This is a genomic window from Micromonospora sp. NPDC007208, assembly GCF_042869175.1.
Taxonomy (GTDB): Bacteria; Actinomycetota; Actinomycetes; order Mycobacteriales; family Micromonosporaceae; genus Micromonospora; species Micromonospora foliorum.
Genome location: NZ_JBIAFG010000003.1, coordinates 131069 through 149690, shown reverse-complemented (window position 1 = coordinate 149690; position 18622 = coordinate 131069). Strand labels below are relative to the sequence as shown.

The following is an 18622-nucleotide window of genomic DNA, read 5'->3' as shown; positions in this document are numbered from 1 at the left end:
GTAACCATGATTTTCCTCGCCGCTGAGGGTGGTGAGTCGACCCACAACCCGATCATCCCGCTCTGGCAGGAGATCGTGGTCGGTTCGGTCGCCTTCGCCGTGCTCTGCTTCGTGCTGATGAAGTTCGTCTTCCCGCGCATGGAGCAGACGTTCCAGGCTCGGGTCGACGCGATCGAGGGCGGCATCAAGCGCGCCGAGGCCGCCCAGGCCGAGGCGAACCAGCTGCTCGAGCAGTACCGTGCCCAGCTTGCTGAGGCCCGGACCGACGCCGCCAAGATCCGTGACGACGCGCGGGCCGACGCCGAGGGCATCCGGCAGGACATCCTCGCCAAGGCGCGGGAAGAGTCCGACCGGGTCATCCAGGCGGGCAAGGACGCGCTCGCCGCCGAGCGGGCCACCATCGTGCGCGAGCTGCGCGCGGAGGTCGGCACGATCGCGGTGGACCTGGCCAGCAAGATCGTTGGCGAGTCGCTGGCCGACGAGGCGCGGCGTAAGGGCACCGTCGACCGGTTCCTGAACGGTCTCGAGAGCACGGGGGCCCGCTGATGCAGGCCGCCAGCCGGGAGTCGTACAAGGTCGGGGCCGAGCATCTCGACGCGTACGTCCGCGGCAATGACGCGGTCGCGGTGGCACACACCGCGAACGACCTGCTCGCCGTCGGCGGGCTGCTGCGACGGGAGCCGCGGCTGCGCCGGGCGCTCTCGGACCCGGCCCGATCCGGCGCGGACCGCGCCGACCTGCTCGGCGGGATGCTGCGCGGCAAGGTTGGCGACGGTGCGGTCGAACTGCTCGCCGCGCTGGTGTCCGGCCGTTGGTCGACGCCGTCGGAGCTGCTCGACGCCGTCGAGCGACTCGGCGTGGAAGCGGTGCTGGCCAGCACCGAGGCCGCCGGCGACCTGGGCGAGGTCGAGGACGAGCTGTTCCGTTTCGGGCAGGTCGTCGCCAACGAGCCCGAGCTTTCGGCGGTGCTGTCCAACTCCGCGGCACCGGTGGACCAGCGCGGGGTCCTGGTCGGCCAGCTGTTGGCCGGCAAGACCCGCCTGGCCACCGTTCGCCTCGTCGAGGTGGCGCTGTCCGGCTTCGGGGGGCGTTCCTTCAGCGGATCGCTCACCCGGCTCGTGGAACTCGCCGCCGAACGGCGGGACCGTCAGGTGGCGTACGTCACCGTGGCGGCCCCGTTGAGTGACGAGGAGGAGCGCCGGCTGGGTGCGAGCCTCGCTGCGATATACGGTCGAGAGGTCTCCGTCAAGCAGACGGTGGACCCCCACGTCCTGGGTGGCGTGAGCGTGCGGGTCGGCTCCGACCTGTACGACGGCACCATCCTGCGCCGCCTCAACGAGACCCGCAACGCGCTCGCGAAGCGCTGATCGGCTCGCCGTCCAGCGGCTGAGCGGCTCCGCCGCCCAGCGTTGGGGGCGGCTCCGTCGCTCAGCGCTCGGATTGACAGACGCCATTCGGACCGGTCGGTACTAGGTATCCCGGGCCCCTGAATTTTAAGGAAGCAGAGGATGGCCGAGCTGACCATCTCGACGGAGGAGATCCGCGGCGCCCTGGAGCGCTACGTCTCTTCCTACTCGTCCGACGTCTCCCGCGAGGAGGTCGGCACCGTCGCCGACACCGGTGACGGTATCGCCCACGTCGAGGGCCTCCCTTCGACCATGACCAACGAGCTCCTGGAGTTCGAGGACGGCACGCTCGGCGTGGCGTTGAACCTCGACGTCCGGGAGATCGGTGTCGTCGTTCTCGGTGACTCCGCCAAGCTCGAGGAAGGGCAGCGCGTCAAGCGCACCGAGCGGGTTCTCTCCGTTCCGGTCGGCGACGCCTTCCTCGGTCGCGTGGTCAACGCGCTCGGCGAGCCGATCGACGCGCTCGGCGACATCGCCAACGAGGGCTTCCGCGAGCTGGAGCTGCAGGCTCCGAACGTGATGTCCCGGCAGTCCGTCGACGAGCCGCTGCAGACCGGCATCAAGGCCATCGACGCGATGACCCCGATCGGTCGGGGTCAGCGGCAGCTGATCATCGGTGACCGGAAGACCGGTAAGACCACTGTCGCCCTGGACGCCATCCTCAACCAGCGGGACAACTGGCGCACCGGCGACCCGAAGAAGCAGGTTCGCTGCATCTACGTCGCCATCGGCCAGAAGGCCTCCACGATCGCCTCCATCAAGGGGCAGCTCGAGGAGGCGGGCGCGATGGAATACACCACCATCGTCGCCTCGCCGGCCTCCGACCCGGCTGGCTTCAAGTACCTCGCCCCGTACACCGGCTCGTCCATCGGGCAGCACTGGATGTACGGCGGCAAGCACGTCCTGATCGTCTTCGACGACCTGAGCAAGCAGGCCGAGGCGTACCGAGCCGTGTCGCTGCTGCTGCGTCGTCCGCCGGGCCGTGAGGCGTACCCGGGTGACGTTTTCTACCTGCACTCCCGCCTGCTGGAGCGCTGCGCGAAGCTCTCCGACGAGCTGGGTGGCGGCTCGATGACCGGTCTGCCGATCATCGAGACGAAGGCCAACGACATCTCGGCCTTCATCCCGACCAACGTCATCTCGATCACCGACGGCCAGATCTTCCTGGAGACCGACCTGTTCAACCAGGGCGTCCGTCCGGCGATCAACGTCGGTACCTCGGTCTCCCGGGTCGGTGGCGCCGCACAGGTGAAGCCGATGAAGAAGGTCGCCGGTTCGCTGCGGCTCAACCTGGCCCAGTACCGCGAGCTGGAGGCGTTCGCCGCCTTCGCCTCCGACCTGGACCGGGCCTCCCGCGCCCAGTTGGACCGCGGTTCGCGTCTGGTCGAGCTGCTCAAGCAGCCGAACTACTCGCCGTTCCCGGTGCAGGAGCAGGTCGTCTCGGTCTGGGCCGGCACCGAGGGCAAGCTGGACGACGTTCCGGTCGGTGAGGTGCGGCGCTTCGAGTCCGAGTTCCTCCAGTACCTGCGGCACAAGCACCAGGGTGTGCTGGCCGGCATCGCCGACAACCAGTGGAACGATGACATCATCGGCTCGCTGGACAGCGCGATCGCCGAGTTCAAGCAGGTCTTCCTCAACAAGGACGAGGATCGTCGGGTCAACGACGCGCCGGCCGCGCCGCTTGAGGGCGACGAGAACCGCGAGACGGTGACCCGCTTCCGCGACGGCGCGACCGACCGCCCGGCCGAGAGCTGATCCCATGGCGGCCCAGGTACGCGTTCTTCGTCAACGGATCCGCTCGGCGAAGTCGATGAAGAAGATCACCAAGGCGATGGAGCTCGTGGCGACGAGCCGGATCGCCAAGGCTCAGGCCCGGGTGCAGGCGTCCCTGCCGTACGCCCAGGCCATCACCGGTGTGCTCACGGCGCTGGCGTCCAACGCGCGGATCGACCACCCGCTGCTCACCCCGCGCGAGCGGGTGCGGCGGGCTGGCGTCCTGTTGGTCACCAGCGACCGTGGCCTGGCCGGCGGTTACAGCTCCAACGCGATCAGGATGGCCGAGTCGCTGATCGCGCGGCTCAACGCGGACGGCAAGGAGCCGGTGCTCTACGTCATCGGGCGTAAGGGCGTCGGGTTCTACCGGTTCCGCGACCGGCCGATCGAGGCGAACTGGACCGGGTTCAGCGAGCAGCCGTCGTTCGAGGACGCCCGTACCGTTGGTGAGACGCTGATCAAGGCGTTCACGGCCGGTGCGGACGACGCCGACGGCGGCGCAGGAGCGGACGGGGTGCTCGGCGTCGACGAGTTGCACATCGTCTACACCGAGTTCCACTCGCTCATGACGCAGAGCCCGGTCACCAAGGTCATCGGTCCGATGCAGGTGGAGGACCGGCCGCGCTCCGAGGGGTTGCTGCCGGCGTACGAGTTCGAGCCGGAGGCGGAGGCGCTGCTCGACGCGCTCCTGCCGAGGTACATCAACACGCGGATCTACGCGGCGTTGATCGAATCGGCGGCGAGTGAGTCGGCGTCGCGTCGGCGGGCGATGAAGAGCGCCACCGACAACGCCGAAGAGATGATCGAGAAGTACACGCGCGAGATGAACTCGGCTCGCCAGGCCGGGATCACCCAGGAGATCAGCGAGATCGTCGGCGGCGCCAACGCGCTGGCCGCGTCGGGAAGTGAAGTGTGATGACTGCACCAGTAGAGACCAAGACGGCCACGGGTCGCGTGGTCCGGGTCATCGGCCCGGTCGTCGACGCCGAGTTCCCGCGCGACGCCATGCCGCCCCTGTTCAACGCCTTGAACGTGAAGGTGAACCTGTCCGGCGGTGAGAAGACGCTGACCCTGGAGGTCGCCCAGCACCTGGGTGACAACCTGGTCCGTGCCATCTCGATGCAGCCGACCGACGGCCTGGTCCGTGGCGCCGAGGTGCGCGACCGCGGCGAGCCGATCACGGTGCCGGTGGGCGACGCGGTCAAGGGCCACGTGTTCAACGCGATCGGCGAGGTGCTCAACCTCAAAGAGGGCGAGACCCTGACCCCGGACGACCACTGGGGTATCCACCGCAAGGCCCCGGCCTTCGCGGACCTGGAGCCGAAGACCGAGATGCTGGAGACCGGCATCAAGGTCATCGACCTGCTCGCCCCGTACGTCAAGGGCGGCAAGATCGGCCTGTTCGGCGGCGCGGGCGTGGGCAAGACGGTGCTCATCCAGGAGATGATCACCCGTGTTGCCCGTAACTTCGGTGGTACCTCGGTGTTCGCCGGCGTGGGTGAGCGCACCCGTGAGGGCAACGACCTCATCGCCGAGATGACCGAGTCCGGCGTCATCGACAAGACCGCGCTGGTCTACGGCCAGATGGACGAGCCGCCGGGCACCCGGCTGCGGGTGGCGCTCTCGGCGCTGACCATGGCCGAGTACTTCCGGGACGTGAAGAAGCAGGAGGTGCTGCTCTTCATCGACAACATCTTCCGCTTCACGCAGGCCGGTTCGGAGGTGTCCACCCTGCTCGGCCGTATGCCGAGCGCCGTGGGTTACCAGCCGACCCTGGCCGACGAGATGGGCGAGCTCCAGGAGCGGATCACCTCCGTCCGGGGCCAGGCCATCACCTCCATGCAGGCGATCTACGTGCCGGCGGACGACTACACCGACCCCGCCCCGGCCACCACGTTCGCCCACCTGGACGCGACCACCAACCTGGAGCGGTCGATCTCCGACAAGGGCATCTACCCGGCCGTGGACCCGCTGGCGTCCTCGTCCCGGATCCTCGCCCCGGAGTTCGTCGGCAACGAGCACTTCCAGGTGGCCACCGAGGTGAAGCGAATCCTGCAGCGCTACCGCGACCTGCAGGACATCATCGCCATCCTCGGTATCGAGGAGCTCTCCGAGGAAGACAAGATCACCGTGCAGCGCGCGCGGCGAATCGAGCGCTTCCTCTCGCAGAACACCTACGCGGCGGAGCAGTTCACCGGCGTGCCGGGCTCGACGGTTCCGATCAAGGAGACCATCGAGGCGTTCCGGAAGATCAGCGAGGGTGAGTACGATCACTTCCCCGAGCAGGCGTTCTTCATGTGCGGCGGTCTCGAGGACCTGGAGCGCAAGGCTGAGGAGCTGATGAAGGGCTGACCAGCCCCCATCCAACCCGTAGCAAAAAGACTGCCCCGGCAATGCCGGGGCAGTCTTTTGTTCATGTTCGCGCCTTACCATCGTCGCGGTCCGTTACTCGTGGTCGTCACCCCCACGGCTCCCGAGCTACGGTTCGTTCCGCGCTCACCTGAACGAGCGTTGATCTTTGCAACCTTTCGGCGACGTGCGCCCGTCTTCCTCGTCGTGGGCGTAACGAACGGAGATGCTCGTGGGTAAGGCCGGCAAGAGTGGCCGCAAGCCGTCCATCTGGCGAGGTGTGCCGCGATGGGCCAAGATCTGCACGGTGTTCGGCACCGTGCTGACCGTGCTCAGCGGCGCCGTGCTGGTCGGCACCGAGGTGCTCATGGCCCGCTACGAGGGGTCCGTCGGCAAGGCCGACCTCTTCGGCGACCAGGCGGCGGGTGCCCAGGCGAAGAAGAGCGACATCAAGGGTCCGCTCAACATCCTGCTCGTCGGCATCGACCCGCGTACGCCGACGGCCGCGCCACTGGCCGACTCGATCATGGTGCTGCACGTGCCGGCATCGATGGACCGGGCCTACCTGTTCTCGCTGCCACGTGACCTCTACGTGCAGATCCCGGCTTTCAAGAAGGCCGACTTCCCGGGCGAGACCACCAAGATCAATGCCGCCATGTCGTTCGGCAGCAAGGTGCCGGGGGCCAACCCCGACGCGGCACGGGGCTTCGAGCTGCTGGCCGCCACCGTGCAGAAGGTGACAGGCATCAAGCGCTTCGACGCCGGCGCGATCATCAACTTCACCGGCTTCCAGAAGATCGTCGACGCCATGGGTGGTGTCGACATGTACATCGAGCGTGACGTGAAGTCCGAGCACAAGCAGCCGGACGGCAAGCCGCGGCCCGGCAACACCCGTGGTGAGGGCTACGTCGGCCCGCAGGCCCTCTACAAGAAGGGCAACCGGCACCTGAGTGGGTGGCAGGCGCTTGACTACGTTCGGCAGCGCTACCCGAAGAACGGCGTCCCGGATTCCGACTACGGCCGGCAGCGCCACCAGCAGCAGTTCGTCAAGGCCATGGTCGGCCAGGCGTTCAGCGCCGACGTGGTGTCCAACCCGATCAAGCTGGACAAGGTGCTCCGCGCCGCCGGCCAGTCGCTGATCTTCAACGGTCGGGGTAACAGCGTGGTCGACTTCGGGCTCGCCCTGAAGGACATCCGCCCGAACACCATCGAGATGATCAAGCTCCCCGGTGGTGGAGTCTTCGACGGTAAGAGATATCTCGGCGAGCAGTTCCAGGAGGGCGTCCCGGACTTCTTCGACGCCCTGCACAACGAGCAACTCGACCCGTTCCTGCTCGAGCACCCGGAATTCGTCAACAAGGGCAAGTAGCACAAGGGCAAGTAGTCAGGGCGCCGTTGTCCCCACCCGCGTTGGGCGGGCCGCGTCGTCAGGCTAGACTTTCGGCAATCCGTAGCCGCAGCAAGGAGACAGCGTGGCACAGCAGCTTCACGTCGAGCTCGTCGCCGTCGAGGAGAAGGTCTGGTCCGGTGACGCCGAGATGGTCGTCGCCCGGACGACCGAGGGCGAGCTCGGTGTCCTGCCGGGGCACGCGCCGCTGCTCGGCCAACTCGCCGAGCCCGGCCAGGTCCGCATCAAGCTCGCTGGCGGTGAGCAGGTCGCCTACGAGGTGGCCGGCGGCTTCCTCTCGGTGAGCGCCGACGGTGTCACCGTGCTGGCCGAGAGCGCAACCCCGGTCTCCGCACAGAGCCGCTGAGCCACACCGGGGATGGAGATCGTCGAAGGATTCGGAATCGGCGTTGTCGTCATCCTCGGCGCGCTTCTGATCCTCTTCGTCCGGCGAGCTCTGGTCACCCGCAGCGGTGGCATCATCCGGCTCAGCGTCCGGGTCTCCACCATGCTCGACGGCCGTGGCTGGTCGCCCGGCTTCGGCCGGTTCGCCGGTGACGAGCTGCGCTGGTACCGAATGTTCAGCTTCGCGATCCGGCCCAAGCGGGTGCTCTCCCGCAAGGGGCTGGCCGTGGAGCGCCGCCGGTTGCCCGAAGGTCAGGAACGGTTCTCCATGCCGGCCGACTGGGTGATCCTCCGCTGTACCAGTCACCACGCACCGGTGGAGATCGCCATGGCGCGATCGACCGTGACCGGTTTTCTCTCCTGGCTCGAGGCCGCCCCTCCGGGGGCGGTCTCGCCGCGTATGGCCTCCCAGGACTGGCCGGCCGCCTGAGGGTGCGGGTTGATCCTCACCGTGACAAGGCCGGCCCCGGGGCGAGGCGGGCCTGGGCAAGGCAGGTTTGACCCGGCTAGCCGTTAGGTTGTAGCGCGCGCCGGCAGTGGTAGACCAGCGCAGGGGGCAGGTTGCGCCAGACCGTCCGCCCCACGGTCACCTCCTCAAACCGGTCGTCGAGCAGCCGGCGGAACCGGCGCGCGGCCGGGGTTGGCAGAGCGTGTCGGTAGGCGAAGGTGGTGAACACTCCGCCCGCGCCCAACGCACGGCATACCGCGCCCATGACAGTCCTTTGCCGCTGCGCGGTGAACACCGCCCACGGCAGCCCACTGACCACGACGTCGGCGTACGGACTGCGTTGGGTGGCGAGCAGGCCGTCGAGTGCTGCCGCGTCACCGTGTACCACCTCCACCGCCGGGTACCGGTCAGCCAGTCGGGCGGCGAACCGGGGGTTCAGCTCCACTGCCAGGTGGTGCCCGCGTCCGTCGAGTCGCCGCTGGATTTCCCGAGTGAAAGGGCCGGTGCCTGGGCCCAGCTCCACCACCAGGGGATGCCCGGTGCGGGGGATCGAGGCGGTGATGTCCCGGGCCAGCCCCGTCCCGCTGGGTAGTAGTGCGCCGACCAAGAGGGGGTGCCGGGCGAACTGGGTCACGAAGCTCCCGCTGTCGGTGATCATGTCGACCGAGGCTAGGCCGGGAGCGGCTGGAGAAGATCGTTCGGCGAGCCGGTCCGCCGGCCACTCGGAGGAGGCACCCGCCCGCTGGGCGGAGCGACCACCCGGAGGAGGTGGCCGGGCCAACGGGAGGACCGGAGGATGGCCGATGGCTCCGTATGGTGGCCAGGTGACGGCTGGTCGACGCGGTTGGTGGCCCGAGCTGCTGCTCGGAGTGGTCGCGGCCGGGCTCGGTCTGGCGACCACTCGCCTGGTCGCGCCGGTCGTGCCCCGCGAGGTGTGGGCCGGTGTCTTCGCCGTGCTCGCCGGACTGGGTCTGGTAGGGGTACGCCGCCTGCCCTGGCCGGTGCTGGTCGCCGAGTGTGCGCTGTTGGTCATCGCCGACGCCACCACCAGGACCGGCACCGACACCCCGCAGCTCGCGGCGGCGATCGCGCTCGGTTTCGTCGCCTACCGGGCCGGCTGGCCGGCTACCGCGGTGGCGTTCGCGCTGTTCTGTTCGGTGACTCTCGTCAACGTCCTCGACCCGGGTAACGCCGTGGTCCTCACCGGCGCGCAGGGCGTACTCCGGTTCATCATGCTGACCGGTATCGCCGCCGCTCCGGTGGCTTTCGGCCGCTACCTGCGCGGGGTACGCCATGGGGCGTTGGTTGCCGAGGAGCGGGCTCGGGAAGCTGAGGTTCGTCGGGCCGTGGAGACTCGGGCCGCCCGTCTGGCCGAGCGCGCTGGCATCGCACGAGACCTACACGACATCGTGGCGCACCACATCGCGGCGATCGCTCTGCGCGCCGGCTCCGCCCGGTACGCGGTCGAGCGTACCGGCGACGCGGGCGAGGCTGTGCTGGCGTTGGGCGACCTGCGGGACACCGCTGGGCACGTGCTGGACGAACTGCGCGAGCTGCTGGAGGTGCTGCACGACCCGGACGCGGTCGAGTCGGGTGCCCCGCAGGTGGAGCCGGAGCAGGTGATCGCCGACGCGGCCCGCCGGGTCCGAAAGGCCGGGGTGCTGGTCCGGGTGACCGTCGCCAAGACGCTGGCGGGTGTCCCACTGGTGGTCGGCACCACCGCCGCCCGGGTGGTGCAGGAGGCGCTGACCAACACGCTCAAACACGCCGGTCCTGGCGCGACCGCGTCGGTCGAGGTGCGGTCCGCCGAGGGAAGCCTTGTGGTTGAGGTACGCGACAGCGGCCCGTCCCGGCCCCGGCCGGCGCTGCCACCGTCGGGGTACGGACTCAGCGGTATGCGCGAGAGGGTCGGGCTGCTCGGTGGCACGCTGAGCGCGTCGGCCACCGTTGACGGCGGGTGGCTGGTTCAGGCCCGGTTACCGATCAGGGAGAACGCGTGATCAGAGTACTCGTGGTCGATGACCAGACGTTGGTCCGGGCGGGCGTCGGGCTGCTGCTGCGGACTGCCGGGGAGTTCGAGGTGGTGGGTGAGGCCGGGGACGGGCTGGAGGCGGTTCGGCTCGCCGAGCGGCTGCGTCCGGACGTGGTGCTGATGGACCTGCGGATGCCCCGGATGGACGGCATCGAAGCGACCCGCCGGATCCTGGACCGGCAGCCAGCCGCCCGGGTGCTGGTGCTCACTACCTTCGCCGACGACGCGAACGTCTATGGCGCGTTGGGTGCTGGCGCGATCGGTTACCTGGTCAAGGACGGCGAGCCGGAGGAGCTGATCGACGCCGTGCGCCGGGCAGCCGCGGGCGAGTCGCTGCTCGCCCCACCGGTGCTGGCCCGGATCGTCCAGCGGGCGATCGTCGCGCATGAGCAGGAACACCGGCCGGCGCCGGACCGGCCCGGTCCGGGGCTGACGCTCCTCAGTCGACGGGAGCGCGAGGTGCTCGCGCTGGTCGGCGCCGGGCTCTCCAACGCGGAGATCGGTGCCCGGCTCCATCTGGGTGTCACCACCGTCAAGACGCACGTCTCGGCCGCGATGGAGAAGCTTCACCTGCGTAACCGGGTGCAGTCCGCGGTGGTGGCACACCGGCTGGGTCTGGTCGACGACGACTTCAACCCGGTGACCGGGATGGGCGGCACCGCTGAGCACCATCCGGGGGTTACCTAGGGGCAGCGGCGGCCACCCGGAGGATCTGGGCCGGCCGGCGGGAGGACGTCAGGATGCGTCGTGCGCAGGACAGTTTGCCTGTGACCTTCGACTTCCTTCCTGACCTGCTCAGCCGGCTCCCGCCCGGCCCGGTGCTGCTGGTCGCCGCCGCAGTGCTAGCGGGGGAGGTCGGCCTGCTCGCCGGCCTCGTGTTGCCGGCGGCCACCACCATGCTGACCGTTGGCCTGCTGGCTCGCACAGGGCAGCCGCACCTCGGCGTTGCGCTGGTCGTGACCACGCTGGCCGCCTTCGTCGGCGATCAACTCGGCTACCTGGAGGGACGTCTGCTCGGGCCCCGACTGCGGACCGGGTGGATCGGACGGCGGATCGGGATCGAACGCTGGGGCCGGGCGGAGTCGCTGGTGGCCACCCGGAGCGGCATGGCCATCCTGTTCGGCCGGTGGACCGCGTTCGTTCGGACCCTGGTACCCAGGGTGGCCGGTGCGGTCGGCGTGCCGTACGGGCGGTTTGTGGTGTTCAACGCCATTGGGGTGCTGACCTGGGTGCCGGGCACCGTGCTTGTCGGTTACACGGTCGGGGGTCTACCTACCGGGGCTCTCACCGGTGCCGGCGCGCTGCTGGCCGTGGCCGCCGCCGCACTGCTGATGGCCCGGCGTGCCCGGCGGGCTCGGGTCCGCCGGGCGACGTCGGCCCGGTCCTGTGCCGGGTCGGCCCACCGACGTGGCGGGCCGGGCGGCCGATCGGACAGCTCCCTTCGACCCGGCCCGGGCCGGGGTGTTCGCAGCCGGCGGGGCGCGTTCGACGGCACCTGCCGTTGACCGGGGTCCGGTCGGGGTCGCCTGAGCGCTCCGAGGAGTCGGCCTCAACCGTGCGTGGGGGCGGTCAGAGTGGGAACCCACACCTCGACGTGGTGCGGAGCACCGACGTTCAGCGCTTGCCGCCCGGCACCCATAGCACGTCTCCTGCCGGATTTGCCGTTCTTGACAGGATAAAGAGCAGATCGGAGAGCCGGTTGAGATACTTTGCCGGGAGCGTGCTGGTTCGTTCCGGATCGTGGCTGACCAGCGCCCACGCTGCCCGTTCGGCACGCCGGGCGACGGTCCGCGCCACGTGCAGCAGCGCCGCGCCTGCGGTGCCGCCGGGGAGGATGAAGGAGTCGAGCTTGCTCAGGCGTGCGTTGTACTCGTCGCACCAGCCCTCCAGGCGCTCGACGTACTCCTCGGTCACCCGCAGCGGCGGGTACTTCGGCTCCGGCTCGACCGGGGTGGACAGGTCGGCACCGACGTCGAACAGGTCGTTCTGCACCGACGCCAGCACGCCGCGAAGCTCCTCGTCGAGGTTCCCCAGCGCGAGCGCGACGCCGAGCGCCGCGTTGCACTCGTCGACGTCCGCGTACGCGGCGATCCGCGGATCGGTCTTCGGCACCTGCTCGTTGTTGCTCAGCCTGGTCATGCCGGCGTCGCCGGCCTTGGTGTAGATGCGCGTGAGGTGGACGGCCATGACGCACAGCCTACGGATTCCCGACCTGACGATCCCGGCGCGGCCGGACAGCACCGCCGGCTGGCCGCTGGTGGTGGGCCCCGGCGACGCCGGCGATCCGGCGGTCAACGATGTCGACGTCATCCGGGTCCACGGTGACGCCCGGCTGGCCGGCACCGTGCACGTGGTCGGTGCCAAGAACTCGGCGTTGAAGCTGATGGCCGCCGCGCTGCTCGCGCCGGGCCGCAGCGTGATCACCAACGTCCCCCGGATCACCGACATCGCGATCATGGGGGAGGTGCTGCGTCGGCTGGGCTGCGACGTCCAGTTCGACGCGGACGACCCGGTCGACCCGATGGTCGCCCGGGGCGGCGTGGCCCGGTCCCGGTCGGTGACGATCGACGTGCCCGAACAGCCGGGCGCGGAGGCCGACTACGACCTGGTCCGACGGTTGCGCGCGTCGATCTGCGTGCTCGGCCCACTGCTGGCCCGTCGGGGGTACGTGCGGGTGGCCCATCCCGGCGGCGACGCGATCGGGTCGCGGGGGTTGGACATGCACATCTCCGGGCTGACCCGGATGGGCGCGGAGATCTCCGGTGAGCACGGGTTCGTCATCGCCTCCGCCCCGCACGGGCTACGCGGCGCGGACATCGTGCTGGATTTCCCCAGCGTCGGCGCGACCGAGAACCTGGTGATGGCGGCGGTGCTGGCCCAGGGCACCACGATGATCGACAACGCGGCCCGGGAGCCGGAGATCGTCGACATCTGCACGATGCTCAACCAGATGGGCGCGCGCATCGTCGGCGCGGGCACGTCCACCTTGCGGATCACCGGCGTGCCAGGTCTGCGTCCGGTGCGTCACGCCACGGTGGGGGACCGGATCGTCGCCGGCACCTGGGCGTTCGGCGCCGCGATGACCCGGGGCGACGTGACGGTGACCGGGCTGGACCCGGCCTTCCTGGAGGTCGCCCTGGACAAGGTGGTGGCCGCCGGCGGGCTGGTGGAGACCCGGGGGGACGGCTTCCGCGTACGGATGGACGAGCGGCCCCGGGCGGTGGACGTGGTGACGCTGCCGTACCCCGGCTTCGCCACCGACCTGCTGCCGATGGCGATCGGCCTGGCGGCCGTCAGTGACGGCGCCTCCCTGATCACCGAGAACATCTTCGACGGCCGGTTCATGTTCGCCAACGAGATGATGCGGCTCGGCGCGGACATCAAGACCGACGGGCACCACGCGGTGGTCCGGGGACGGGATCGCCTCTCCGGTGCCCCGGTGCGGGCCACCGACATCCGGGCCGGAGCGGGGTTGATCATCGCCGGGCTCTGCGCCAAGGGGTTCACCGAGGTCTCCCACGTGCACCACGTAGACCGGGGCTACCCGGACTTCGTGGCCGACCTGCGGGCGCTCGGGGTGGCGGTCGAGCGGGGCACCACGCCGGAGGAGCCGGCACTGGAGATCTGAGGCCGGCCGCCGCGATCCGGCCCGACCGCCACTTAGCCATCGTTCAGGCTCGCCGACTAGGGTGCAGGCAGGCACTCAATCGCAGCGAGGGAGAAGTAGATGGCGGGTCGACTCGCGGTCGTCGGGGCCGGGTTGATGGGTTCCGGCATCGCCCAGGTGGCGGCGCAGGCGGGCTGGCAGGTGACGCTGCGCGACCTGGACGACGCGGCCACCACCCGAGGTCTGGGCGGCATTCGGAAGTCACTGGAGAAGTTCGCTGAGAAGGGCAAGATCGAGGCGTCCGAGGTCGAGGCGACGTTGGCTCGGATCACCCCGACCACCGACCTGGAGGCGGCGGCGGACGCGGACATCGTGGTCGAGGCGGTCTTCGAGCGGCTGGAGATCAAGCACGAGGTGTTCCGCGCCCTGGACAAGGTCTGCAAGTCGGACGCGGTGCTCGCCACCAACACCTCGGCCATCCCGGTCACCCAGATCGCCGCGGTGACCGAGCGGCCCGAGGCGGTCGTCGGCACCCACTTCTTCTCCCCGGTGCCGATGATGCAGCTCTGCGAGCTGGTGCGCGGTTACAAGACCAGCGACGCCACGCTGGACACGGCGCGGGCCTTCGCCGAGGAGATCGGCAAGACGGTCGTCGTGGTCAACCGGGACATCGCCGGCTTCGTCACGACCCGGCTGATCTCCGCCCTGGTGATGGAGGCGGTCAAGCTGGTGGAGTCCGGCGTGGTGTCCGCGGAGGACCTGGACACCGCCTGCCGTCTGGGCTTCGGGCACGCGATGGGCCCGCTGGCCACCACCGACCTGACCGGGGTGGACGTGCTGTTGCACGCGTCCAAGAACATCTACACCGACACCGCCGACGAGAAGTTCTTCCCGCCGGAGCTTCTCCAGCGGATGGTCACCGCCGGCGACCTGGGCCGCAAGACCGGCAAGGGCTTCTACACCTACTGAGTTGTGGCGGCCGGGGCGGCTTCCGCCCCGGCCGGCCGCTCAGCCGTCGCGCTTGGTGGTCCAGCGGAAGGTGGTCAGGCAGAGCACCACGCCGATCACGCACCACAGGGCCAGCACCACCGCCACCCGGCCCAGCTCGAACGAGCCGCCCGGCTCCTGGGCGCCGAAGCTCTCCGGCAGGAACACCGACCGCAGGCCCTGGCACATCCACTTGAGCGGGAACAGGGCCGCCACCTGCTGCATCCAGGTGGGCAGGTCGGTGAAGACGAAGAACACCCCGGAGATGAACTGGAGCACCAGGGCGACCGGGGTGACCACCGCCGAGCCGCTGCGGGCGGTGCGGGCCAGCGACGAGATCGCGATGCCGCACAGGGTGCACGCGGTCACCCCGAGCACGGCGACCCAGCCGAAGGTGAACCACTTCTCGGCGGTGCCCGGGAGGTCGAGGTCGAACAGCGCCACCGCGACGGCCAGCAGTAGGGCCGTCTCGGCGATGCCGATCGCCACCACCATGATCACTTTTCCGGCGAACCAGACCCACTTCGGCATCGGCGTGCCCCGGTAGCGCTTCAGCACGCCCCGGTCCCGCTCGATCGGGATCCAGATGCCGAGGTTCTGGAAGCTCACCGTCATCAGGCCGGTCGCGATCATGCCGGTGATGAAGTACTGGGTGAACTTGACCCCGCCGCCGATCGTCCCGCCGAAGATCGACGCGAAGATCAGGATCATGATGATGGGGAAGCCCATCGTGAAGACCACCGACTCCCGGCTGCGCAGGAACTGGGTGATCTCCAGCCGGCCCTGGCGCAGGGCGAGCGCGCCGGCACCCGGCCGGCGGCCCGGGGTGGCGGCGACCGGTGTCGGCGGCTTCGTCGTGGTCGTCATCGCGCGTGTCCGATCATGGTGAGGTAGACGTCCTCCAGGGTCGGCCGGGTCACCGTGAGCCCGGGGACCTCGCCGCCGTAACGCGCGGCGAGGTCGGCCACGAAGGCCGTCGGCGTCGCGCTCTGCGCGCTCTCCAGCGCCCCTTCCGGGGTACGCCAGGAGACCGTCGCGAGGGCCTCCTGGCGATTGCCCAGCCGGTTGGGAGCGGCGACCTCGACCAGCCGACCGCCGGCGATCACGCCGACCCGGTCGGCGAGGGCCTCGGCCTCGTCCAGGTAGTGGGTGGTGAGCACGATTGTGGTGCCGGCGGCGGCGAGGTCGCGGATCAGCTCCCAGAACTCGCGGCGGGCCTCCGGGTCGAAGCCGGTGGTCGGCTCGTCGAGGAAGAGCAGCTCGGGACGGCCGATGATGCCCAGGGCCACGTCCAGCCGGCGCCGCTGCCCACCGGAGAGGGTGTGCGTACGGGCTTTCGCCTTGCCGGCCAGCCCGACCCGCGCGATCACCTTGGCCGGGTCGTCGGCGTCGGGGTAGAAGCCGGAGAAGTGCCGGACCACCTCGGCCACGGTCAGCTCGTCGAACTCGCCGGTGCCCTGGAGCACGATGCCGACCCGGGACCGCCAGTCGGCATCCGGTTGGGCCGGGTCCACGCCGAGGACGGTGACCTCGCCGGCGTCGCGGCGGCGGTAACCCTCCAGGATCTCCACCGTGGTGGTCTTGCCGGCGCCGTTCGGGCCGAGCAACGCGAACACCTCGCCGCGGTGGACATCGAGGTCCACGCCCGCCACCGCCACGTTGTCGCCGTACGCCTTGCGCAGCCCACGGACGGAGATGGCCAGCTCGTCTTCCATGCCGTCCAGTGTGCGTCCTGACCGGGGCGGCTCGCTGCCCGGGGTGTGGTGGTCAGCCCCACTGCGCGTACTTGACACCCGGACGTCCGCGACATGGACCTGTGTGGTTTTCCACAACCCGTTTTACTGAACGGTAACTTAGACTCCGGCCATGGATGAGACGCCATCTGCGAGCCGGTTGCCCGAGCGGGACCGCCCGTGGGTGATGCGCACGTACGCCGGCCACTCGTCGGCCGCCGCCACCAACGCGCTCTTCCGCCGCAACCTCGCCAAGGGGCAGACCGGCCTGTCGGTCGCCTTCGACCTGCCCACCCAGACGGGGTACGACCCGGACCACGAACTCGCCGCCGGTGAGGTCGGCCGGGTCGGCGTGCCGGTGGCCCACCTCGGCGACATGCGGGCGCTCTTCGACGGTCTGCCGCTCGCCGACACGAACACCTCGATGACCATCAACGCCCCGGCGATGTGGCTGCTCGCCCTGTACGGCACCGTCGGCCTGGAGCAGGGCGCCGACCTGGCCCGCTGCGCCGGCACGACCCAGAACGACATCATCAAGGAGTACCTGTCCCGGGGGACGTACATCTTCCCGCCGGCGGCCTCCCTGCGACTCACCGCCGACGTGGTGGCGTACACGCTGCGGGAGATGCCCCGGTGGAACCCGGTCAACATCTGCTCGTACCACCTCCAGGAGGCTGGCGCGACGCCCGTGCAGGAGGTCGGCTTCGCGCTGGCCACCGCGGTCGCCGTGCTGGACGCGGTCCGTGACTCCGGCCAGGTGCCGGCCGAGCGGATGGGCGACGTGGTGCAGCGGATCTCGTTCTTCGTCAACGCCGGGGTGCGCTTCGTCGAGGAGATCGCCAAGATGCGCGCGTTCGGCGTGCTCTGGGACGAGATCACCCGGGACCGGTACGGGGTCACCGACGCCCGGCAACGGCGGTTCCGTTACGGCGTGCAGGTCAACTCGCTCGGCCTCACCGAGGCGCAGCCGGAGAACAACATCCAGCGCATCGTGCTGGAGATGCTCGGCGTGACGATGTCCCGCGACGCCCGCGCCCGCGCGGTCCAGCTGCCCGCCTGGAACGAGGCGCTCGGCCTGCCCCGCCCGTGGGACCAGCAGTGGTCGCTACGTATGCAGCAGGTCCTGGCGTACGAGTCGGATCTGCTCGAATATCCCGACCTCTTCGCCGGCTCGCACGTGATGACGGCGCTGGTCGACGAGGTCGTCACCGGGGCGCGGGTCGAGCTGGACAAGGTGCTGGAGCTGGGCGGCGTCGTCGCCGCCGTGGAGACCGGCTACCTCAAGAGCGCGCTGGTCGCGTCGCTGGCCGAACGCCGCCGGCGGATGGAGTCCGGCGCCGACGTGGTGGTCGGCGTCAACCGGTACACCGAGACCGAGTCCTCCCCGCTGACCACCGCCGGTGCGGGCGCCGTCGAGCAGGTCGATCCCGCCGTCGAGGCGGCCGCCACGGACGGCGTACGCCGGTGGCGGGCCGACCGGGACGCGGCCGTCGTCGACGCGGCGCTGGCCCGGCTCCGCGCGGACGCCGCGACCACCACCAACCTGATGCCGGCGACCCTGGAGTGCGTGCGGGCCGGGGTGACCACCGGCGAGTGGGCCGGCGCGCTGCGCCAGGTCTTCGGCGAGTACCGGGCGCCGACCGGCCTCGCCGGCGCCACCGGCGGCGGCGGTGAGCCGGGCCTCGTGGCGGTCCGCGAGCGGGTCGCCGCCACCGCGCGGGAGCTGGGCAGCGGCCGGCTGCGGCTGCTGGTCGGCAAACCCGGCCTGGACGGCCACTCCAACGGCGCGGAGCAGATCGCGGTACGCGCCCGCGACGCCGGTTTCGAGGTCGTCTACCAGGGCATCCGGCTGACCGCGGGGCAGATCGTCGCCGCCGCCGTGGAGGAGGACGTGGACCTGGTCGGGCTCTCCGTGCTCTCCGGCTCGCACCTGGCCGCCGTGCCCGCGGTGCTCGACGGGCTGCGCGCCGCCGGCCGGGCGGACCTGCCGGTGGTGGTGGGCGGCATCATCCCGGCCGGTGACGCGGACACCCTCCGGGCGGCCGGGGTCGCCCGGGTCTTCACCCCGAAGGACTTCGCCCTCACCGGCATCATCGACGACCTGGTGACTGTCATCCGTCGCGCCAACGACCTGCCCTGATCGAGCGCTGTCCCGGCCGGTCGCCGACCGGCGTAGGCCGCCGGCCGGCGTTGGTCAGCGGCCGGCGTAGGTCATGCAGTCGGCCATGTCGTTGTCCGGGCCGACCCGGATGGACGCGGCGTGGCACTCCAACTGCTCGTTGTGCCGGCAGTCGGAACGCTGGCAGGCACCCACCTGCGCAGTCAGGTTCTCCACCCCGCCCCGCACGGGCGACTCGACGAAGGTGTGGCAGTGGGCGTGATCCATGCTGCCGATGGTGATCGCGAAGGCGTGGCAGTCACCCGACCGGTTGTACGCGCACGCGGCGACCACACATTCCTGGACTCGGGGCATCTCCAACGCTGCGGTCATGCCG

At 70.1% G+C, this 18622-nt stretch carries 19 protein-coding genes; 14 read left to right on the top strand and 5 right to left on the bottom strand.

What is annotated here, in order from left to right; genetic code table 11:
- Positions 1–6: 6 nt before the first annotated feature.
- The 8 genes from ACFYL6_RS07080 to ACFYL6_RS07045 all read left to right on the top strand — a co-directional run bounded on the left by ACFYL6_RS07080 (position 7) and on the right by ACFYL6_RS07045 (position 7750).
- Positions 7–546, top strand: coding sequence for a F0F1 ATP synthase subunit B (locus tag ACFYL6_RS07080; protein ID WP_387168593.1), 540 nt, complete (start codon positions 7–9; stop codon positions 544–546).
- On the top strand, positions 546–1367 hold the full coding sequence (locus ACFYL6_RS07075) for a F0F1 ATP synthase subunit delta (protein ID WP_387168590.1): 822 nt from the start codon (positions 546–548) through the stop codon (positions 1365–1367). The genes ACFYL6_RS07080 and ACFYL6_RS07075 overlap by 1 nt, the downstream gene beginning before the upstream one ends.
- A 141-nt stretch (positions 1368–1508) precedes the next feature.
- Positions 1509–3161 carry a F0F1 ATP synthase subunit alpha gene (gene atpA, locus ACFYL6_RS07070; protein ID WP_387168587.1) on the top strand — a complete coding sequence of 551 codons (1653 nt, stop codon included), beginning with the start codon at positions 1509–1511 and terminating at the stop codon, positions 3159–3161.
- A 4-nt stretch (positions 3162–3165) separates the two neighbouring features.
- On the top strand, positions 3166–4095 hold the full coding sequence (locus ACFYL6_RS07065) for a F0F1 ATP synthase subunit gamma (RefSeq protein WP_238659267.1): 930 nt from the start codon (positions 3166–3168) through the stop codon (positions 4093–4095).
- On the top strand, positions 4095–5531 hold the full coding sequence (atpD, locus tag ACFYL6_RS07060) for a F0F1 ATP synthase subunit beta (protein ID WP_238659266.1): 1437 nt from the start codon (positions 4095–4097) through the stop codon (positions 5529–5531). The genes ACFYL6_RS07065 and atpD overlap by 1 nt, the downstream gene beginning before the upstream one ends.
- A gap of 223 nt (positions 5532–5754) precedes the next feature.
- On the top strand, positions 5755–6897 hold the full coding sequence (locus ACFYL6_RS07055; RefSeq protein WP_387168585.1) for an LCP family protein: 1143 nt from the start codon (positions 5755–5757) through the stop codon (positions 6895–6897).
- 103 nt (positions 6898–7000) lie between these two features.
- Entirely contained in the window at positions 7001–7282 is a 282-nt protein-coding gene (locus ACFYL6_RS07050) for a F0F1 ATP synthase subunit epsilon (RefSeq protein WP_030333186.1), read from the top strand.
- A gap of 12 nt (positions 7283–7294) precedes the next feature.
- The gene (locus tag ACFYL6_RS07045) at positions 7295–7750 is read left to right on the top strand and encodes a DUF2550 domain-containing protein (protein ID WP_124857610.1); all 456 of its coding nucleotides are present in this window, start codon (positions 7295–7297) and stop codon (positions 7748–7750) included.
- A gap of 76 nt (positions 7751–7826) precedes the next feature.
- On the opposite strand, the gene ACFYL6_RS07040 is transcribed toward ACFYL6_RS07045, so the two are convergent.
- Complete coding sequence (locus tag ACFYL6_RS07040) at positions 7827–8426, bottom strand: class I SAM-dependent methyltransferase (RefSeq protein ID WP_387168582.1); 600 nt, start codon at positions 8424–8426, stop codon at positions 7827–7829.
- A 145-nt stretch (positions 8427–8571) separates the two neighbouring features.
- Between ACFYL6_RS07040 and ACFYL6_RS07035 the strand changes: the two genes are divergently transcribed.
- The 3 genes from ACFYL6_RS07035 to ACFYL6_RS07025 all read left to right on the top strand — a co-directional run bounded on the left by ACFYL6_RS07035 (position 8572) and on the right by ACFYL6_RS07025 (position 11305).
- Positions 8572–9768 (top strand): histidine kinase, encoded by a 1197-nt coding sequence (locus ACFYL6_RS07035; protein ID WP_387168579.1) that lies wholly within the window; start codon positions 8572–8574, stop codon positions 9766–9768.
- Entirely contained in the window at positions 9765–10487 is a 723-nt protein-coding gene (locus ACFYL6_RS07030; RefSeq protein ID WP_387168576.1) for a response regulator, read from the top strand. Before ACFYL6_RS07035 ends, ACFYL6_RS07030 begins: the two co-directional genes overlap by 4 nt.
- A gap of 80 nt (positions 10488–10567) precedes the next feature.
- Positions 10568–11305: a DedA family protein gene (locus ACFYL6_RS07025; protein WP_387168573.1), complete on the top strand. Its 738-nt coding sequence runs from the start codon at positions 10568–10570 to the stop codon at positions 11303–11305.
- Between the two features lie 109 nt (positions 11306–11414).
- Here the strand turns inward: ACFYL6_RS07025 and ACFYL6_RS07020 are convergent, their stop codons facing one another.
- Entirely contained in the window at positions 11415–11987 is a 573-nt protein-coding gene (locus ACFYL6_RS07020) for a cob(I)yrinic acid a,c-diamide adenosyltransferase (RefSeq protein WP_355429777.1), read from the bottom strand.
- On the opposite strand from ACFYL6_RS07020, the gene murA reads away from it, so the two are divergent.
- Both murA and ACFYL6_RS07010 read left to right on the top strand, forming a co-directional pair.
- Positions 11986–13428, top strand: a complete 1443-nt coding sequence (gene murA, locus ACFYL6_RS07015; protein WP_387168570.1) for a UDP-N-acetylglucosamine 1-carboxyvinyltransferase — start codon at positions 11986–11988, stop codon at positions 13426–13428. The two genes, ACFYL6_RS07020 and murA, sit on opposite strands and share 2 nt — an antisense overlap.
- Before the next feature lie 99 nt (positions 13429–13527).
- Positions 13528–14376 carry a 3-hydroxyacyl-CoA dehydrogenase family protein gene (locus ACFYL6_RS07010; RefSeq protein WP_387168567.1) on the top strand — a complete coding sequence of 283 codons (849 nt, stop codon included), beginning with the start codon at positions 13528–13530 and terminating at the stop codon, positions 14374–14376.
- Positions 14377–14415: 39 nt separating this feature from the next.
- Here the strand turns inward: ACFYL6_RS07010 and ACFYL6_RS07005 are convergent, their stop codons facing one another.
- Together ACFYL6_RS07005 and ACFYL6_RS07000 are read right to left on the bottom strand one after the other, a co-directional pair.
- On the bottom strand, positions 14416–15261 hold the full coding sequence (locus ACFYL6_RS07005; RefSeq protein WP_387168564.1) for an ABC transporter permease: 846 nt from the start codon (positions 15259–15261) through the stop codon (positions 14416–14418).
- A complete protein-coding gene (locus ACFYL6_RS07000) occupies positions 15258–16109 on the bottom strand; it encodes an ABC transporter ATP-binding protein (protein ID WP_387168561.1) in 852 nt (283 codons plus the stop codon). Before ACFYL6_RS07000 ends, ACFYL6_RS07005 begins: the two co-directional genes overlap by 4 nt.
- Before the next feature lie 151 nt (positions 16110–16260).
- On the opposite strand from ACFYL6_RS07000, the gene ACFYL6_RS06995 reads away from it, so the two are divergent.
- Positions 16261–18267 carry a protein meaA gene (locus ACFYL6_RS06995; protein ID WP_387168558.1) on the top strand — a complete coding sequence of 669 codons (2007 nt, stop codon included), beginning with the start codon at positions 16261–16263 and terminating at the stop codon, positions 18265–18267.
- A gap of 54 nt (positions 18268–18321) precedes the next feature.
- Here the strand turns inward: ACFYL6_RS06995 and ACFYL6_RS06990 are convergent, their stop codons facing one another.
- Complete coding sequence (locus ACFYL6_RS06990) at positions 18322–18618, bottom strand: DUF1540 domain-containing protein (RefSeq protein ID WP_387168555.1); 297 nt, start codon at positions 18616–18618, stop codon at positions 18322–18324.
- Positions 18619–18622 lie beyond the last annotated feature (4 nt).